Here is a 17,558-nt window from a genome sequence, read left to right as displayed (position 1 = left end):
GTCGGTCAGGATCGAAAACCATGGACGCAGGCGTCCCAAGGAGTGGGTACATGAAAAAGCTGTTTACAATTTTGGCGGTGATTGCGCTGATGGCCGGTAGCATCGGCTTGAGTTCGGCGCGGCAATCACAGTCAAGCAAAGCCCAGGCGGAATCGGTGGCGGGAGTGTTCGATTACTACCTGCTGGCGCTGTCCTGGTCGCCGACCTTTTGCCTGACGCATAAAGATGACTCGCAGTGCACGGGCAAGGGCTACGGCTTCGTGCTGCACGGCCTGTGGCCGCAATACGTCAAGGGCGGCTGGCCGGAATCCTGCCCGCCGCTGACCACGTTGAACGCGGCGCAAACCAGCAAAGGTCTGACGCTGTTCCCGACCAAGAAACTGCTCGACCACGAATGGTCCAAGCACGGCACCTGCAGCGGCCTCGGCGCGATGGGTTATCTGGATGAAGCGGACAAAGCGGTGGCGGCGGTGAAAGTCCCCGATGAGCTGCAACCCTTCAGCTCCTCCTATTACTTCGAAGCCCAGGAAATTGCTGACCTTTTCCGCAAGGCCAACCCGGGGATCCCGGCCGATGGCATCGCCGTCATTTGCAGTGGCCCGGAACTGGCGGAAGTGCGCGTGTGCATGGGCAAGGATTTGCAGTTTGGCGCGTGCGGCAAGGGTGTGAAGACTCAGTGCCGGGCGGGGATATTCGAGTTCCGCCGTCGCGGTGATAAGAAAACAGGCGTCCGACGGGACGCCTGTTTTTTATGCGGCTTGATAACTCAGTGGTTGACCAGCGTGGTGTTACAGCTGCATCCGAGGCAGTTTGGCAAAGGCGATGTCAGAGCCTCCCAACCGATTAGCACGCCTCCTCGATATGATCCGGTAACGGCATTATCGGCGGTTGCACAGATATCGGCTGTCTTCACACAGCCACCAGGGGCGGTCGACCAGGTTCCGACATCCCAGCCCGCATTCTTATGCCGTTCTACTGACTTGGGAGTTGGATGCCTGTATTTGTTACCCCTGCCAAATGAATAAACCAGACGCCGGTAACCACTTTGCACAGGTATCGGTACAGTGCCGGTAGCTTTTAAATTAGCGCCATGGTGCGGTGCTATGACTGCCACGGCGGGTGGTGGTTTTAATTTGTCGAGGAAGCATTTGTAGTCGCAGTCGCCGGTCAAAAGCCAGCAGGCCGGGAAGTCCGGGTCATTGTTCTCGATGGAAAGAACAATCCCGGAATCGTTGCGCGTGCGTCCATTGCCCAGAGTGAATCGGATGGACATCTTATTGTTCAAAACAGCCTGACCAATATCTCCCACTGGCATGTCGAGAACTCTGATGCGGCCTTTTTTATTGATTACCTCCATAGCAAAGGTCTTGTGGATGGGGTCAAGGATTTGATTGGTCACAATCCAGTTCATCTTCAGCGCGTCGCTGTCCTTGTTTTCCTTCGGACAAGCACCTGCCCAGTGATCATGATCCCAATGAGACATGATGATGAGCGGTTGTTTGCTAAAGCAGAAATCAATCAGACCCGGTTTTGAACTTTTGTTGGGGCCGACAGCGGCACCAACATCAAAGTAGATGTCTGGACAAGCCCCCGGAGTCACTGATCAAGGCGTTGGAGTTGCCCTGGCCAACGTCATATGCAGCCAGAAATTGTGGGCCTGGGGTCGATTGGGCGATCAGATGCTGTAACTCGACCATGTTGATCTTTTCGGCGGTGTCGAGAGAAAACTCCCGGTTAAGCATTTTCTGGTGGTCCGGGTCCACCGGGTCGAAACGAACCTGACTCGGAATCGACGTAGTAAAGAGGTTGGTGTAGAGCCTCGAGTTCCCGTTTTGTTTGCCGGGATCGCGGACTTTGAATATGTACCACTTGTCCTGATGACTCAGCAGAAACTCGTCTAGCGATGAGTATTCCCGAGAAACATGGAGTTTTATTTCTATGCGGAAAATCACCGCTTCTTCGTATGGATTCTCATCGAAACTCGCAAGTTCGCGGTGAACTTGAACGTGATGTTTGCGCTGCAATCCACATTTGTATAGTGAATTTATGGCGATCAAGTTGAACCACGCCATGGCGAAAGAGGGTTCGCCGGGAATAGCCTCAATGTCATCGATCTTGCCGTAAGCCAAATAGTTGCTGAAATCGAATGGCGGCGTGTCATCAAGTTGTTCAAGAAAGCGGTTCACGTTCAGTCCTTTGAGGTCAGCGGTAAGAGCTGCATGGTGGCCTGTAGCCATTGCTTTTTGAAAGTTTTTGACTTTAACAGGTCAAGTTGCGGAGATACAGGTCGCTAACGTTCTCGTGGGGTGATGGAGCTGACTGCAATACCGTAGGTGCCTTCAATTGCCTCGATACTGTCCATGAACTACGCTCACAAAAATAAGGGTTTCGGGCTCACGCCCTAGTCGTACCTGCCCAGGACATGCTTTTGCCAATCCCTATTCACGATCCGCATCAAGCCCCGGCACCCTTAAACGCTTGCCGCTTCGCAAAGCAGCGGTGCTGTTTATCGTTGCGGTGAGCCTGTGCCTGTGCGGTCTGCTGTACCTGCAACTGGAGCAGTCACGGCGTCAGGATCTGGCGGTGGCGAAGATGGCTTCGGGCAACCTGACCCGGGCCATGGCGCAGCAGGCCGAGGACACTGTGCGGGCGGCGGACCTGGTGATGACCAGCCTCGTCGACTGGATTCAGGACGATGGTTACGGGACGGCGCAGCGACCTCGGTTGCAGCGGATCTTTGCCCGCCGCGCGCAGCAACTGGATCAGTTGCACGGCATCTTTCTTTTCGATCGCGAAGGGCAGTGGGTCATTACGTCGTTCCCCAATCTACCCCGTGGCAATGGCGTGGCCGATCGCGAATATTTCAAGTTCCATCAGCAGAATGCTTCGACGGTTGCGCACATCGGCCCGGCGATTCGCAGCCGCGAAAACGGCGAGTGGATCATTCCGATTTCCAGACGCGTCAACGACCAGTCCGGCAACTTTCAGGGCGTGCTGATGGCCGGCATCCGCATGTCGTACTTCGATCAGTTCTTCAAAAGCTTCAGCCTCGATGACAGCGGCATCATGTTTCTGGCATTGACCGACGGCACCTTGTTGGCCCGACGGCCCTTTGACGAGGCGTTGATCAATACCTCGGTGGCCCACGGCGAGATCTATCAAACCCTCCTGCCCAACGCTAACGCCGGCACGGCGATGCTCAATTCCGTGGTCGATGGCGTGACACGATTGTATGGCTATCGGCAGCTTGCCTCATATCCGCTGGTGGTCTCTGCCGCGACTTCGCAAGACACGATTTTGCGGGGCTGGCACGACCGCGCATTTCAGTCCAGCGTGATCGTCGCGCTGGTTGTTTTGGGCATTGGTCTGTTCGGCTGGGTATTCATTCATCAGGTGCGCGACGGCGAGCGTATCGAGAAAAATCTACGCAGGGCTCAGCTGGCGCTGGAACAGATCGCCACCCACGACAGCCTCACCGGGCTGGCCAATCGACGCTTGTTCGAGCGTTCGCTGGATATCGAATTTGCCCGTGGCGCGCGCCAGGTCAGCCCGGTCAGCCTGATCATGCTCGATATCGATTTCTTCAAGCGCTACAACGACGCGTATGGTCATGTCGCCGGCGATCAGTGTCTCGCACAAGTGGCGCAAGTGGTGAAGACCTGCTGCCAGCGCAAGTCGGATCTGGCGGTGCGTTACGGCGGCGAGGAATTCGCCGTGCTGTTGCCGGACACCGACATCAACGGTGCGCTGGCGATTGCCGGGCAGATTCGGCGCAGCGTGATCGACAAGCACATCATCCACAGTGGCTCGCCGACCGGCTATCTCACCGTGAGCCTGGGCTGTTATGCGTTTATTCCGCACGGCAACGACAGCCCGCAGATGTTTATCCAGCGCGCGGACGCGGCGTTGTATCAGGCGAAAAATGCCGGGCGCAATCGCGCGGCGGTGTATGCGTCGGAAGAAGGTTTTGCCGAACTGATGCGGTCGGATCGCTGATTCTTTCAATCAACATAAATCAGAAGTGGGAGCGAGCCTGCTCGCGAAGAGGGCATGTCAGTCACCCTGTTTTTTGACTGATACACCGCTTTCGCGAGCAGGCTCGCTCCCACGTTGGTCCGTGACGGACTCAAGACTATCTGGGATGGCTCTTGTTCGTTCAGCCGCCCGTGCCACCGCCCGCGCCACCTGTACCGCCGCCGGCCGAACCGGTGCCGCCACCCGCGCCGGAACCCGAACCGCTGGCGCCGCCATTGGTGCCCGTGCCCGTGCCCATGCCCGAACCAGTGCCGGTACCGTTATTGGTTCCGCCAGAACCGCTGCCACCCGATGGCGAGCCCGGGGTGTTGTCTGGCGGCATGGTCGAGCTGCTGGCGCCGCCGGACTTGGTGCCCGTCGCATCGGTGCTGTCATTGGCAGCGAAGCTGGCGGCGGATGCCGTAGCGAGCAGACCGGCCAACAATAACGAAGTGAATTTGCGCGTCATCATGGTACGTCTCCTGATAAAGGGGATTACCTGATATTGGTCTCGCACGCCCAAGCCTTGGTGCCAGTCGAGTGACGAGCGGTCAATCGCTGCGCCAAGTGGCCTACCGTTCTTCTGCAATATTGGCTATTTGCCGAACCACCCCGGGGACTAACGTAGCCACACATTCAATCGCTACCCCGGAGTCCACCATGCAACCTCGTGCCGATTTCTACACCGCTTCCCCTGATGCCATGAAGGCGATGATGGCGCTGGAAAATGCCGTCTCGAAACTGCCGCTGGAAAAGAGCCTGATCGAACTGGTCAAGCTGCGCTCTTCACAGATCAACGGCTGCGCATTCTGCATCGACATGCACACCGCCGACGCGATCAAGGACGGCGAAACCCCGCGTCGCCTGTTCGCCGTGACAGCATGGCGGGAAGCGCCGTTCTTCAGCGAGCGCGAACGTGCGGCACTGCTGTGGACCGAGTCGCTGACGCAACTGAGCCTGACCCACGCGCCCGACGAAGATTACGAGGTAGTCGCTGCGCAGTTTTCGCCCAAGGAACTGGTTGACCTGACCGTGGCGATCAACACCATCAACGGCTGGAATCGCCTGGCGGTGGGCTTCCGCAAACTGCCCCAGGCTTAAGTCCCACGCACATCCTGTAGGAGTGAGCCTGCTCGCGATAGCGGTAGGTCAGTCACCATGTTTGCTATCTGACAGACCGCTATCGCGAGCAGGCTCACTCCTACAAGGGAATCTTCAATGTGCTTGTGAACTCGGCGCCGCCGGTGGCTGCACCTTGCGCATCAAGGGCACCATCGCCGTGGCGATGATGAAGCAGACCATGATCATCAAAAACGTATCGCCATAAGTCTGCGTCTGCGCCTCGCGATACGTCACCAGCCACAGCTGCCGCAGGCTGGCGGTGACGCCGACATCGCCGCTCTGGCCGAGGTTGGCGAAGTTGCCGCCGACCTGCGACAGCCACTGATTCATCGCTTCATTGCTGCTGTTCAGATGCTCGGCCAACCGGGTGAAGTGCAGGTTGGTGCGGTCATTGAGAATCGTCGCGCAGGCAGCGATGCCAATCGCACCACCGAGGTTGCGCATCAAGTTGAATAACCCTGACGCGTGCTTGAGCCGCGCCGGTGCCAGTCCCCCCAAAGTCAGCGTCACCGCCGGTGGCACGGCCAGTTGCTGGGCAATTCCGCGCAACGCTTGCGGCAGCATCAACTCCCCGGCGCCCCAGTCGTGGGTGATCGGGCTGAACTCCCACATCGACAAGGCAAACAGGCCGAGGCCGAGCATCATGATCCAGCGCAGATCAACGCGGTTGGCCAGAAAGGCATACAGCGGAATCGCCAGGATCTGGAACACTCCGGTGGAAAAAACTGCCATGCCAATGTCCAGCGCGCTGTAGCCGCGCACGCGGCCGAGGAACAGCGGCGTCAGGTAAATTGTCGCAAACAGGCCGATACCAGTGACGAACGAAAAGAAGCAGCCAAGGGCGAAATTGCGATCCTTCAACGCGCGCAGATCGACGATCGGATTGGCCACGTGCAGCGTGCGACCGATGAATGCCAACCCGGCGAGTCCGCTGATCCACGCGGTAGTGAGGATTGTCTGGTCACTGAACCAGTTCCAGCGCGGGCCTTCTTCGAGGGTGTACTCCAGGCAACCGAGAAACAGCGCGAGAAACACCATGCTCAGGTAATCCGCGCCCTTGAGCAGCGACAGTTCCGGCTGATCGATCGTGACCAGCATCGGCACCGCTACCGCGACGAAAATCCCCGGCACCAGATTGATGTAGAACAGCCAGTGCCACGAAGAAAGGTCAGTGAACCAGCCGCCGATCACCGGCCCCAGCGTGGGCGCCAGCGAAGCCACCGCGCCGATGGTGGCGGCGGCAATCACCCGTTGCTTGCCCGTGAAGAAAAAGAACGCAGTGGTAAACACCAGCGGAATCATCGAGCCGCCGAGAAAGCCTTGCAGCGCGCGAAAGGCAATCATGCTCTGGATATTCCAGGCCAGGCCGCAAAGCAGACTGGCGAGGGTAAAACCGACCGCCGATGCGCAGAACAGCCAGCGCGTGGAAAACACCCGCGATAGCCATCCCGACAACGGAATCACAATGATTTCGGCGATCAGGTAGCTGGTCTGCACCCACGCGGTTTCGTCGGTACCGGCGGACAAGCCACCGCCGATATCGCGCAGCGACGCCGAAACAATCTGGATATCCAGCAGGGCGATGAACATGCCGATGCACATCGTCGCGAAGGCGAACACTTTGGTCGCCGTGCTCATGTCCGCTGCGTTGAAGGGTTGCGCAGGAGCGGCGAGGCGGGTGCTCATGGCGCGACGGCTATGGCGGCGGTTTCAGGCTCGGCGCGGGTGTCGACTTCAGCGGTCACCGACAGGCCGGGGCGTAAATGGCCGAGCACACCGTCGGCAGGGTCCAGGACAATTCTTACCGGCACGCGCTGGACGATTTTGGTGAAGTTGCCGGTGGCGTTTTCCGGCGGCAACACGCTGAACAGCGAGCCGGTGGCGGGGGCGAGGCTATCGAGATGGCCGTGGAATTCCTGGCCTGTCAGCACGTCGGCGCGGATGCGCACCCGTTGCCCGGGTTTCATCCGCGCCAGTTGATCTTCCTTGAAATTGGCATCGACCCACAGACCGCTGGCCGGCACCACCGACAGTTGCTGAGAACCGGCCTGGGCATAGGCGCCGACCCTGGCGCGGCGATTGCCGATCACCCCGTCGACCGGCGCACGCAGTTCGGTGTAGCCGAGGTTCAACTGGGCCAGATCGCGTTCGGCGCGGGCTTGCTGAAGGGCAGCGCGGGCCTGTTGTTTCTGGGTTTCGATCACCGCCAGTTGCCGTTGCGCGGCGAGCAGTTCGGCCTGGGCGCGGGCGCTGAGGGCTTGGGCGGTTTTGAAAGTGGCGTCGGCACGCTGCGCACTTTCCACCGACACCGCGTTGCTGCTCACCAAGCGCTTATAGCGCGTATTGTCATCCCGCGAGCGTGCGGTCTCCGCGCTCGCCGCATCGATACCGGCGCGGGCCTGACCGATCACGGCGTACTGCAACTGTTCGGTGGCGTCCAAGTTGGCCAGCAGCGCTTCTTCGGCGGCCACGGCACCTTCGGCCTTCGCCAGATTGGCGCGATAGTCGCGGGCATCGAGACGGATCAACACATCGCCAGCCTTAACCGGCTGGTTATCGCTGACCAGCACCTCGTCGATGTAGCCGGCCACTTTCGGTCCGATCACCGTGACGTTGCCGCCGATGTAGGCATCGTCGGTCTCCTCGAGAAAACGCCCGGCGCCCCACCAATGCATGGCGTACAAGCCGCCCAGGATCAGTGCGAGCAACGGGGCGCCCGCGATCAACAGGAGTTTGCGCAGCGCAGGTCTGGTCTTGACCGGAACGGGATCGGGGAGGGCATGCTGGTCATGGCGTCTGTACCTGAGGAAACGAGGCGTTATTACAGTCGTAATATGACGCGAGTAATATTTGGTGGCAAATTATTTCTGCGGTCGATGGTCGTTTATCCGGATTTGCCGGCAACAGCGCGCATTGCGTTGGATTAATACGAAGCATTATTATTCACGCCCTTTCCTCACCACGCCGCCCATCTCCATGCGCTCCCGCAGATCCGGCTTTTTCGAGCATTACGAAGAGTTGATCGGCACCTGGACTCGGCGCCTGCGCAATCGCGCGCAGGCTGAGGATCTGGCGCATGACACCTTTGTGCGGGTGCTCGAGGCGGATTCGGCGGCGGTGCAGCAGCCGCGCGCTTATCTGCACCAGACGGCGCGCAATATCGCCGTCGATGGTTATCGGCGTGAGGACCGCCGTGGTGTCATGGAGTCGGAGGCAGTCGATGACAGTGCGTCGTCGGCGGGCGATCCGGAGCATTACATGCACGCGATCCAGCTGGCCGATTCCATCGAACGCGCGCTCAGCGAATTACCGCTCAACTGTCGCAAGATCTTCGTCTGGCAGAAGATCGAAGGGCTGACGCAGGCAGAAATCGCCGAACGCCTGGGGCTGTCCAAGAATATGGTCGAAAAGTATATGATCCGCACCCTGCGTCATCTGCGTGAGCGGCTGGATGGATTTCAATCATGAGCGCTCGCGCCTTTTCATTCTCAGTCGGACAGGACATTCCATGATGGAAACGGGTGATTGCGCCTGTGGGAAAACGGCGGTGCGTGACAAGGCGGCGGCCTGGTTCGTGCGTTTGCAGGAACCGAATGTCAGCGTCGAGCAACGGCGGCGCTTCGACGCCTGGCTGAACGAGCATCCGCAACACCGCGAAGAATTCCAATTGCTGCAAGGCCTGTGGACGGCGGCCGATCTGCTGCCGACTTCGCGCCTCAAAGCGCTTGCTGAAACACCGCCAAATCGCCGCGAGCGCCGGCCGTTGCTGCGTTATGCCGTGGCCGCGAGTGTTCTGGCCGTGGCGCTGGGGCTTGGCCTGTTCAGTGGACTGAATAATCCGAGTGGCTACCGCGCCGAGTTCGTTACGGCGCTGGGCGAGCGCAGACATGTGGCGTTACCCGATGGCTCGGTGATCGATCTGAACAGTCGCAGCCGCTTGCAGGTGCGCTACGAGCAGGATCGACGTGTCATCGAATTGAGCGCCGGCGAGGCGATGTTCAGCGTTGCACACGACGCCTCGCGTCCTTTTATTGTCGAGGCCGGCAGCGGCAAGGTCACGGTCACCGGCACGCGTTTCGATGTGCGCCGCGATGCCACGCACACCCGCGTAGCGGTGGAGCAGGGCACGGTGAAAGTGCAGGCAAGTGCTGCGCCGGACCACGAATTCATCAACCTCACCGCAGGCCTCGGCACGTCGGTCGATGCGCAAGGCAAAGTCCTGCCGGCCTACGCGATCAACCCGGCGCAGCTGACTGCGTGGCGCAACGGCAAACTGGTGTTCAACAACGCCAGCCTCGAAGAAGTGGCGGCCGAAGCGTCGCGTTATCGGGATAAGCCGTTGATCGTTTCGCAACCGGGCGTGGCCAGCCTGCGCCTGACCAGCGTGTTCAAATCCGATGACACCGACGCCTTGCTCAAAGCCTTGCCGAACATCCTGCCGGTGGCCGTGCGCACCCTTGCCGACGGCAGTCAGGAAATAATTTCCAGATAGCATTCAGGTTTTTCCCCGTTCATCGTCTTCCTGTTCAACTGCAACTGGTTTGCATTAACAGCCGCACACTCTTGCGATCCACAGGACTCCGTACGACGTGAACATCACCACCCACCACAATAAAAAATCCCCTTGGCTGCCATTGGCTCTCGCGCTGGCCGTCAGCGCAGCGATGCCGTCGGCGTTTGCCGCTGAAGCCATTCATATCCGCGCGCAACCGCTGGGCCAGGCCTTGAGCGAACTGGGCCAGCAAACCTCGCTGCAGGTGTTTTTCAGCCCCGAGCTGGTGGCCGGCAAACAGGCGCCTGCGGTCGATGGCGACCTCTCGCCGGAACAGGCCTTGCGTCAGCTGTTGCAGGGCAGCGGCCTCGATTATCAGATCAACGAAGGCTCGGTGACGCTCGCCCCCGCCGCGACTTCCGCAGCCAGCAACGGCCCACTGGAGCTCGGCGTGACCGATATCAAAGTGGTCGGCGACTGGCTCGGTGACGCTGACGCGGCGGTGGTGCAAAACCACCCGGGCGCACGCACGGTGATTCGCCGCGAAGCGATGGTCGAGCAGGGCGCGATGAACGTCAGCGACGTGCTCAAGCGCGTGCCGGGCGTGCAGGTACAGGATTCCAACGGCACCGGCGGCAGTGATATTTCCCTTAACGTGGGCGTGCGCGATCTGACGTCGCGCCTGTCGCCACGCTCGACCGTACTGATCGACGGCGTACCTGCCGCGTTTGCTCCATACGGCCAGCCGCAACTGTCGATGGCGCCGATTTCCTCGGGCAATCTCGACAGCATCGACGTCGTGCGTGGCGCCGGTTCCGTGCGCTACGGGCCGCAGAACGTTGGCGGCGTGATCAACTTCGTGACCCGGGCGATCCCGGAAAAACCCACCGGTGAAATCGGCACAACGCTGGAGACCACGCAGTACGGTGGCTGGAAACACATCGACACCGCGTTCCTCGGTGGCACCGCCGACAACGGCATGGGCGTCGCGCTGTTGTACTCGGGTGTCAACGGTCACGGCTATCGCGAGCGCAACAACGGCAACGACATCGACGACGTGCTGCTCAAGACCCATTGGGCACCGACCGATCAGGACGATTTCAGTCTTAATTTCCACTACTACGACGCCAGCGCCGACATGCCCGGCGGTCTGACCCAGCGCCAGTACGACGACAAGCCGTACGAGTCGGTGCGTGACTACGACCAGTTCACAGGCCGGCGCAAGGATGTGTCGTTCAAGTGGATTCGCCAGATCGACGAGCGCACTCAGGCGGAAATCCTCACCTATTACACCGACAGCTTTCGCGGCAGCACCATCGCCGCGCGCGATCAGGGCACCCTCAGCTCGTACCCGCGTTCCTACTACACCCTCGGCATCGAGCCGCGCGTGTCGCGGGTGTTCGATGTCGGCCCGACCACCCAGGAAGTCAGCGTCGGTTATCGCTATCTGAAAGAGGCCATGCACGAAGAGTCGAGTCGTCTGGCACTGGTCAACAACCAGCCGGTGGTCACGCCGACTTCCGACGGCCATGTATTCCAGGATCGCACCGGTGGCACCGAGGCCAACTCGGTGTATGTCGACAACAAGATCGACGTCGGCAACTGGACCATCACCCCGGGCATTCGTTTCGAACACATCAGCACCGACTGGCACGACCGCGCCGTACTCGACACCGCCGGCCGGCCGGTACCGGAAAAAATCGCAGCATCGAAAGCAATGAGCCGCTGCCGGCGTTGAGCGTGATGTATCACCTGTCCGATGCTTGGAAGCTGTTTGCCAACTACGAAACCTCGTTCGGCAGCCTGCAGTATTTCCAGCTCGGCCAGGGCGGTTCGGGTGACAGCACCGCTAACGGTCTGCAGCCGGAAAAGGCCAAGACCTACGAGATCGGCACGCGTTACAACGATGACGTCTGGGGCGGCGAGGTGACGCTGTTCTACATCGACTTCGATGACGAACTGCAATACATCAGCAACGACGTCGGCTGGACCAACCTCGGTGCGACCAAACACCAGGGCATCGAAGCGTCGGTGCACTACGACATGGTGGCCCTCGACCCGCGCCTCGATGGCCTGACCGCCAACGCCGGTTTCACCTACACCCGCGCCACTTATGAAGGCGAGATCCCCGGTTTCAAGGGCCGCGATCTGCCGTTCTATTCGCGGCAGGTGGCCACGGTCGGTTTGCGTTACGACATCAATCGCTGGACATACAACATCGACGGCTTCGCCCAATCGAAACAGCGCTCGCCGGGCACCGGTGTGAATGCGGATGGCAGCTTCAACGGCAATTACATCACCGAAGGCACGGCGGACGGGCAGTACGGCGACATCCCGGGTTACGTGACCTGGAACGTGCGCGGCGGCTATGACTTCGGCCCGCAAGTGTCGAACCTCAAGCTCGGCGCCGGGGTGAAGAACGTCTTCGACAAGCAGTACTTCACCCGCTCCAGCGACAACAACTCGGGGATGTATGTCGGCGCGCCGCGCACGTTCTTTGTGCAGGCGAGCGTCGGTTTCTAAGCCTTCGGCTATTGCTGGACTGGTGCGCAGGGGTTCAGCAATAGCCGTTCTCAGCTATTGAGGTATCAGGAAATTGATAACCGGGCCGGGATTGCCCACCAGATCTGCACCTTTGAGGCAGATGCTCTGCCGGCCATTTGCGAGGGAGACATGGAACACGCCTGTGGAGCCAGACACACGTTGGAATCCACGCTCGTCATGGCAATCGATATGCTCCGGCTGACCAGACTTGTACTGAAACCGAAAAGGATCCAGATCCGGTAGAGCCGGAAAAACCCTGATATCGTAGTCATCGCCATTCACCCACTCAACTTTATAGGTCGGCGCCAATGGCGCTGGCGCTTCCAGCAACCACCGCCAATAGACGCTGGCGGTCTTCCCTTCCGACTGTTTTGGCGCGTCCGTAGGCCGCTGTTGACCGATCAGGCAAAAAATACAGTCCCGCACCTTCTTTGAGTTCATGACTCAACTCATTTTCCGAATCAGGTCGAGCGGTTTGTATTTGGCTGTACCCTGCGAGTGACTGACATTCATCCAGAGTGCGCGTATAGCGATAGCGATAGAACGGGGCGCTCACTGAGAAGTTTTGCACCCACTGCCATGGCAATATCTGTCCGTGCTCGTCACGCTCGACCTTGATGTAATCGCTATCTTGCGATGCTCTTGGAAAAGACCATGCCGCTCCCAGGGGGCACTCACCCGGGCGCGGGTCAAATTGTCCTTTGGTGAAACAAGCGCCCAGGCCCTGGGTCGTCGAGGCATAGTTGGTATCTATACGCTTGTCGACCTGTCCGGCAACGACTTCGCAGGGAGCGCCTTCTTTACAGCGATTGCGCCCACTTCCGCGGGTTGTAGTGCCCAGCACACCGACGATTTCATTGGTATAGCGCGCAAGCACCGGCGAGCCGGATAACCCACTGACGACATCCAGGCAGCGGTTGCTCGATTGGCCGATCCATCGCCATGGACCTTCGATGACAGACGCCGGGTGTTCTTGTCTGCATGCCATTCGCTGAATGAAACCGTCGATGGGCGCGCCCGTGATGAGAATGTTTTCTTCGGTGGCCAGTGGCTCATCTGCCAGTTTCAAAGGCTCGATACCGTCTCTGACCAGTTGTTCCAGAGACGGAGCAAGTTCAATGATAGAGATGTCTTGACCCCGCAGCGTGCTCCAGGCAATCCGATTCACAGCATAAGAGCGATTTTGCGGTTGAGTGTCGAAAAAATAATTGAATGTCACCCGACCCTTCGCAGGTTCATTGACGACGATCTCGTTGTTGCCGACCTCCGGGTGTGTGCAGTGCCCAGAGGTCAGTACATAGGCCGGGTGCGACAGGGTACCCGGTCCGCGGGTATCAATGAGTGTGCCGGAGCAGGTCATGCCGCCTTCAACTTGGACGCGGCCAATGGCTTGCCAATGCGCATAGTGCCCGTTTGCATTGGCCAGTCGCTGAGCGGGAGCAAAGTTGACTGTGCCTTCGCCCCAGTCGTATCGACTGACAGAGAGACATCCCTGGAGAAGAGCAATGACTGCAACGGCACATCCCATTCTCATATTCACGGTGGATTTCCTTTCCGGTGGAGGGAGAAATCAACATGATTCATGAGGCTCAGGCTTGTCTACTGTCAAACCTGACAGGTGTCGCACTGATGTTCAGACCTTCAATGTCTTCCCACCGATCGCCACAGCCACCAGCAAAACCGCCATCAATCCAAAGGCAAAACTCAGGCTGCTGGCATGCGCGACAAAACCGATCACCGCTGGCCCGGCGAGAATACCGGCATAACCGAGGGTGGTAATCGCCGGCACCGCGATGCTTTCCGGCATCACCGTTTGCTTGCCCACCGCCGTGTACAGCACCGGCACGATGTTCGAGCAACCGGCGCCGACCAGCGCATACCCGAGCAGCGCCGCTTGCCAGCTCGGTGCGAAGGTGGCGAGAAACAACCCCGCCGCCGCTAACAGCCCACCGAACAGAATGATTCGCGTCGCACCCAGCTTGCGCACGATGCGGTCACCGAGCAGGCGGCCCACGGTCATGGTCAGGGCAAACGCTGCGTAGCCCAGGCCCGCGTATGCCGTGTCGATCCCGCGTTCCTGCGCGAGGAACACTGCGCTCCAGTCCAGCGCGGCGCCTTCGGTGAGGAACACGATGAAGCACATGCCGCCGATAAACAGCACGATGCCATGGGGAATGGCGAACGCCGGGCCGGAGCTTTCGCTGCCGTAGGGCAACATGTGCGGCACGCACTTGAGCAAGGCGCCGATCAGCAAAACCACTACCACCAGCATCGCCGCCAGTGGTGTCAGGCCGAGGCCGAGCAGGGCGCTGACACCCGCCGCACCGACGATGCCGCCGAGGCTGAACAAACCGTGGAACCCCGACATCATGTGCTTGCCGCTGGCGCGCTCGACGATCACTGCTTGCAGGTTCACCGTCGAATCCACCGTGCCGAGGCCGGCGCCGAACATGAACAGCGTGGCGATCAGCGCCGGGATCGACGACACCGTCGCCAGCAACGGCAGCGCCGCGCAGATCAGCAGGGTGCCGCCGGTGGCCACACGTCGGCAACCAAAACGCGTCGCGAGAATCCCCGCCAGCGGCATCGCCAGAATCGAACCGACGCCCAGGCACAACAGCAATAATCCCAGCGTGCCCTCATCCAGCCCGGCCCGGGCCTTGGCATATGGCACCAGCGGCGCCCACGCGGCAATGCCGAGGCCAGCGATGAAAAAAGCGACGCGGGTAGACATCTGTTGCAGACGTCCGGGGACGAAGGTGTCTTGGGGGTTGAGGCTGGTCATATCGATCCTTGGTAAAAAAACAACTGCATCCCGAGTGACATTCTGACGGCGTTGAGGTTCGATCTCAGGCCTTTCGGGGCATAACGGTGGACATCCTACCCTGTGGGAGCGGGCTTGCTCGCGAAGGCGGTATGTCAGGCCAGGAATTTTTGACTGGCACACCGCCTTTGCGAGCAAACCCGCTTCCACAGGGTGTGTATTAATCATTAGAGTGGCGTTCATCCATACGAAGGTAAACGGTCGGCAATGACGAGCTTCTACGACGCACGCGGCAATATCTACGCCGTGGTCTCACCTCAAGACTTGCGCGAGGCCGGAATCGCTTTGCCGACAAGCGCCACCGAGTGCGCCGCCTCTGGGCAGCAATGGAGCGAGGCCGCCATCGCTTTGTGCTGCCACTGGCCCGAAGGCCAACGCCCGGCCAACAGTAAACCTCACCGCAGCGATGGCCTGCTGATCGGCCCATTCCAGACAGCGGCGCCGTTCGATGTGCTGATCGTCAACACCGACGGCAGCCTCGCCGAACGCAGTGGCAACGGCCTGACGATTTTTTCTCAGGCATTGACCGAGCAAGGCTTGCTGCCGGAGCAGGGCGCCATGCTGTGCGTGCATCATGACAAGGGCGAAGCGCTGGAAACCTCGGTAAAACCGGCCGAAGTCGAGGGCGTGCGCGGTTTCTGGCTCGACCTCGGCCAGCCCACATTTGGCCCGGAGGCTGTGGGGCGCAGGCCGTTCAGAGCGCTCAGTTCAACAATCGCGACGTCAGCCATGTCCAGCCCCTGGCACAGCTCGATCCCACTTGGACCCACAGCCAATTCGTCCGTATCGGCAATCCGCACTGTGTAACGCTGCTCAGCGATGCAAGCGCTTTGCCGAGCAACGAACAGATGGGTGAATCGCCCCTGAACGAACGGCTGACGGCAATTGCCTATGCCATGCCCACCGGTGCCGGCAATCCGTGCCCGGCGGGCGTCAATCTGCAATGGGCCGCGCTGGCGTCGCCGCAGAAAATCGCTGCGCGGGTATTCGAGCGTGGCGAAGGTCCAACCGCGTCTTCCGGCACCAGCGCCAGTGCGGTCGCGTGTGCAGCGTGGCGGGTGGGTTGGGTCGAGGCGGGGGAAGTGCGGGTGGTCATGCCCGGCGGCACCGCACCGGTTTTGCTTGAGGTTTCGGAAGGGGAGTTGCTGCGCGTCAGATTGTTTGGCACGGCGCGGTTGGCGGGTTGATTCGGCCGACGCCATCGCTGGCAAGCCAGGCTCCCACAGGTTTTGCGTGAGGGCCCGATCATGTGCTCAACACAAAACCTGTGGGAGCCTGGCTTGCCAGCGATGAGGCCATCAGCCCCAGCGCAATCTCAATTGAACTCCACCACCGGCATCTGCCGCTTCATCAGCACCTTGCCGCCGCGAATCGAATACAGCGGCAGGCCTTGGCTGCGGATCACTTCGTAATCGCTGTCCGCTGAGAGAATCAGCAGGTTCGCCGGGCGGCCCTGTTCCAGTCCGTAACGTTCGCCCAGGTGCATGGCCTTGGCGCTGTTGTCGGTGACCAGGTCCAGGGCGCTTTGCAGGTTGCGATAGCCGAGCATGTGGCAGATGTGCAGGCCGGCCTCGAGCACACGCAGGATGTTGCCGTTGCCCAGCGGGTACCACGGGTCGACGATCGAGTCCTGACCGAAACAAACATTCATGCCGGCTTCGAGCAGTTCGTTGACGCGGGTCACGCCCCGGCGTTTCGGGAAGTTGTCGAAGCGTCCTTGCAAGTGAATGCTTTCGGTCGGGCAGGAAACGAAACTGATTCCGGAATGGCCGAGCAGGCGGAACAGTTTGGCGCAGTAGGCGTTGTCGTATGAACCCATCGCCGTGGTGTGGCTGGCGGTGACGCGGGCGCCCATGTCGCGGCTGCGCGCTTCTTCGGCGAGCACTTCAAGGAAGCGTGAATGCGGATCGTCGGTCTCGTCGCAGTGCACATCGACCAGGCAGCCGGTGCGCTCCGCCAGGTCCATCAGAAACTTCACCGAGCTGACGCCCTGATCGCGGGTGTATTCGAAATGCGGAATGCCGCCGACCACATCGGCGCCCATGCGGATCGCCTCTTCCATCAGCTCGCGCCCGTTGCGGAACGACTCGATGCCTTCCTGCGGGAACGCGACGATTTGCAGGTCGATCAAGTGACGGCTTTCCTCGCGCACTTCGAGCATCGCTTTGAGCGCGGTGAGTTGCGGGTCGGTGACGTCGACGTGAGTGCGCACGTGCTGAATGCCGTGGGCGGCCAGGGCCTGAATGGTCTTCTTGGCGCGGGTCTTGGTGTCTTCTTCGGTGATGGTGACTTTGCGCTCGCCCCAGCATTCGATGCCCTCGAACAGCGTGCCGCTCATGTTCCAGCGCGGCTCGCCGGCGGTGAGGGTGGCGTCGAGGTGGATGTGCGGTTCGACGAAGGGCGGCACCACCAGATTGCCGCCGGCATCGAGGTCATCCGCGCCAAGGGTCGGCGCTTCGGTCTGACGGGCGATGCTGTGGATCAGGCCGTCTTCGAGGTGCAATTCGTGCAGGCCTTCCTGGTTGCGCAGGCGGGCGTTGATGATGTGCATCAGGCGAATCC

10 protein-coding genes and 5 pseudogenes are annotated in these 17,558 nt (G+C 60.2%); 7 read left to right on the top strand and 8 right to left on the bottom strand.

Translation table 11 applies throughout. The annotated features are described in order from the left end of the window. The first annotated feature begins 50 nt into the window (after positions 1–50). Positions 51–715, top strand: a pseudogene (locus LJU32_22335) (ribonuclease T2). A 51-nt stretch (positions 716–766) separates the two neighbouring features. Here the strand turns inward: LJU32_22335 and LJU32_22330 are convergent. Together LJU32_22330 and LJU32_22325 are read right to left on the bottom strand one after the other, a co-directional pair. Beyond that, the gene (locus LJU32_22330) at positions 767–1,600 is read right to left on the bottom strand and encodes a hypothetical protein (protein ID WKV88206.1); all 834 of its coding nucleotides are present in this window, start codon (positions 1,598–1,600) and stop codon (positions 767–769) included. Beyond that, on the bottom strand, positions 1,566–2,186 hold the full coding sequence (locus tag LJU32_22325; protein WKV88205.1) for a hypothetical protein: 621 nt from the start codon (positions 2,184–2,186) through the stop codon (positions 1,566–1,568). The genes LJU32_22330 and LJU32_22325 overlap by 35 nt, the downstream gene beginning before the upstream one ends. Positions 2,187–2,428: 242 nt before the next feature. On the opposite strand from LJU32_22325, the pseudogene LJU32_22320 reads away from it, so the two are divergent. Then, positions 2,429–3,996 (top strand): annotated as a pseudogene (locus LJU32_22320) (sensor domain-containing diguanylate cyclase). A gap of 160 nt (positions 3,997–4,156) precedes the next feature. On the opposite strand, the gene LJU32_22315 reads toward LJU32_22320, so the two are convergent. Beyond that, a complete protein-coding gene (locus LJU32_22315) occupies positions 4,157–4,486 on the bottom strand; it encodes a hypothetical protein (GenBank protein WKV88204.1) in 330 nt (109 codons plus the stop codon). Positions 4,487–4,674: 188 nt separating this feature from the next. On the opposite strand from LJU32_22315, the gene LJU32_22310 reads away from it, so the two are divergent. After that, a complete protein-coding gene (locus LJU32_22310) occupies positions 4,675–5,115 on the top strand; it encodes a carboxymuconolactone decarboxylase family protein (protein WKV88203.1) in 441 nt (146 codons plus the stop codon). Positions 5,116–5,229: 114 nt separating this feature from the next. Here LJU32_22310 and LJU32_22305 read toward each other — a convergent pair whose 3' ends face one another. Together LJU32_22305 and LJU32_22300 are read right to left on the bottom strand one after the other, a co-directional pair. Continuing rightward, positions 5,230–6,822, bottom strand: coding sequence for a DHA2 family efflux MFS transporter permease subunit (locus tag LJU32_22305; protein ID WKV88202.1), 1,593 nt, complete (start codon positions 6,820–6,822; stop codon positions 5,230–5,232). After that, positions 6,819–7,927: pseudogene (locus LJU32_22300) on the bottom strand (HlyD family secretion protein). Before LJU32_22300 ends, LJU32_22305 begins: the two are co-directional and overlap by 4 nt. A 185-nt stretch (positions 7,928–8,112) precedes the next feature. Between LJU32_22300 and LJU32_22295 the strand changes: the two are divergent. The 3 genes and pseudogenes from LJU32_22295 (at position 8,113) to LJU32_22285 (ending at position 12,151) form a co-directional block, all read left to right on the top strand. Beyond that, positions 8,113–8,604, top strand: coding sequence for a sigma-70 family RNA polymerase sigma factor (locus LJU32_22295; GenBank protein WKV91173.1), 492 nt, complete (start codon positions 8,113–8,115; stop codon positions 8,602–8,604). Between the two features lie 40 nt (positions 8,605–8,644). Then, positions 8,645–9,628 (top strand): FecR family protein, encoded by a 984-nt coding sequence (locus LJU32_22290; protein ID WKV88201.1) that lies wholly within the window; start codon positions 8,645–8,647, stop codon positions 9,626–9,628. A 97-nt stretch (positions 9,629–9,725) separates the two neighbouring features. Beyond that, positions 9,726–12,151 (top strand): annotated as a pseudogene (locus LJU32_22285) (TonB-dependent siderophore receptor). Between the two features lie 313 nt (positions 12,152–12,464). Here LJU32_22285 and LJU32_22280 read toward each other — a convergent pair. Next, the gene (locus LJU32_22280) at positions 12,465–13,706 is read right to left on the bottom strand and encodes a trypsin-like peptidase domain-containing protein (GenBank protein WKV91172.1); all 1,242 of its coding nucleotides are present in this window, start codon (positions 13,704–13,706) and stop codon (positions 12,465–12,467) included. A gap of 99 nt (positions 13,707–13,805) precedes the next feature. Next, positions 13,806–14,957 (bottom strand): MFS transporter, encoded by a 1,152-nt coding sequence (locus tag LJU32_22275; GenBank protein ID WKV88200.1) that lies wholly within the window; start codon positions 14,955–14,957, stop codon positions 13,806–13,808. A 246-nt stretch (positions 14,958–15,203) separates the two neighbouring features. Between LJU32_22275 and LJU32_22270 the strand changes: the two are divergent. Next, positions 15,204–16,183, top strand: a pseudogene (locus LJU32_22270) (diaminopimelate epimerase). Between the two features lie 128 nt (positions 16,184–16,311). Here LJU32_22270 and codA read toward each other — a convergent pair. After that, complete coding sequence (gene codA, locus LJU32_22265) at positions 16,312–17,547, bottom strand: cytosine deaminase (GenBank protein WKV88199.1); 1,236 nt, start codon at positions 17,545–17,547, stop codon at positions 16,312–16,314. Positions 17,548–17,558 lie beyond the last annotated feature (11 nt).

Origin of the sequence: Pseudomonas sp. B21_DOA, from assembly GCA_030544685.1 — a bacterium.
GTDB lineage: Bacteria > Pseudomonadota > Gammaproteobacteria > Pseudomonadales > Pseudomonadaceae > Aquipseudomonas > Aquipseudomonas fluorescens_AO.
This window is presented reverse-complemented; position numbering and strand designations above follow the sequence as displayed.

What these genes read in the sequence shown, in the direction of transcription:
- LJU32_22290 (WKV88201.1), top strand. Translation starts at nt 8,645, where the DNA reads ATGATGGAAACGGGTGATTGCGCCTGTGGGAAAACGGCGGTGCGTGAC.
- LJU32_22305 (WKV88202.1), bottom strand. Translation starts at nt 6,822, where the DNA reads ATGAGCACCCGCCTCGCCGCTCCTGCGCAACCCTTCAACGCAGCGGAC.
- LJU32_22280 (WKV91172.1), bottom strand. Translation starts at nt 13,706, where the DNA reads ATGAGAATGGGATGTGCCGTTGCAGTCATTGCTCTTCTCCAGGGATGT.
- codA (WKV88199.1), bottom strand. Translation starts at nt 17,547, where the DNA reads ATGCACATCATCAACGCCCGCCTGCGCAACCAGGAAGGCCTGCACGAA.
- LJU32_22310 (WKV88203.1), top strand. Translation starts at nt 4,675, where the DNA reads ATGCAACCTCGTGCCGATTTCTACACCGCTTCCCCTGATGCCATGAAG.
- LJU32_22275 (WKV88200.1), bottom strand. Translation starts at nt 14,957, where the DNA reads ATGACCAGCCTCAACCCCCAAGACACCTTCGTCCCCGGACGTCTGCAA.
- LJU32_22295 (WKV91173.1), top strand. Translation starts at nt 8,113, where the DNA reads ATGCGCTCCCGCAGATCCGGCTTTTTCGAGCATTACGAAGAGTTGATC.
- LJU32_22315 (WKV88204.1), bottom strand. Translation starts at nt 4,486, where the DNA reads ATGATGACGCGCAAATTCACTTCGTTATTGTTGGCCGGTCTGCTCGCT.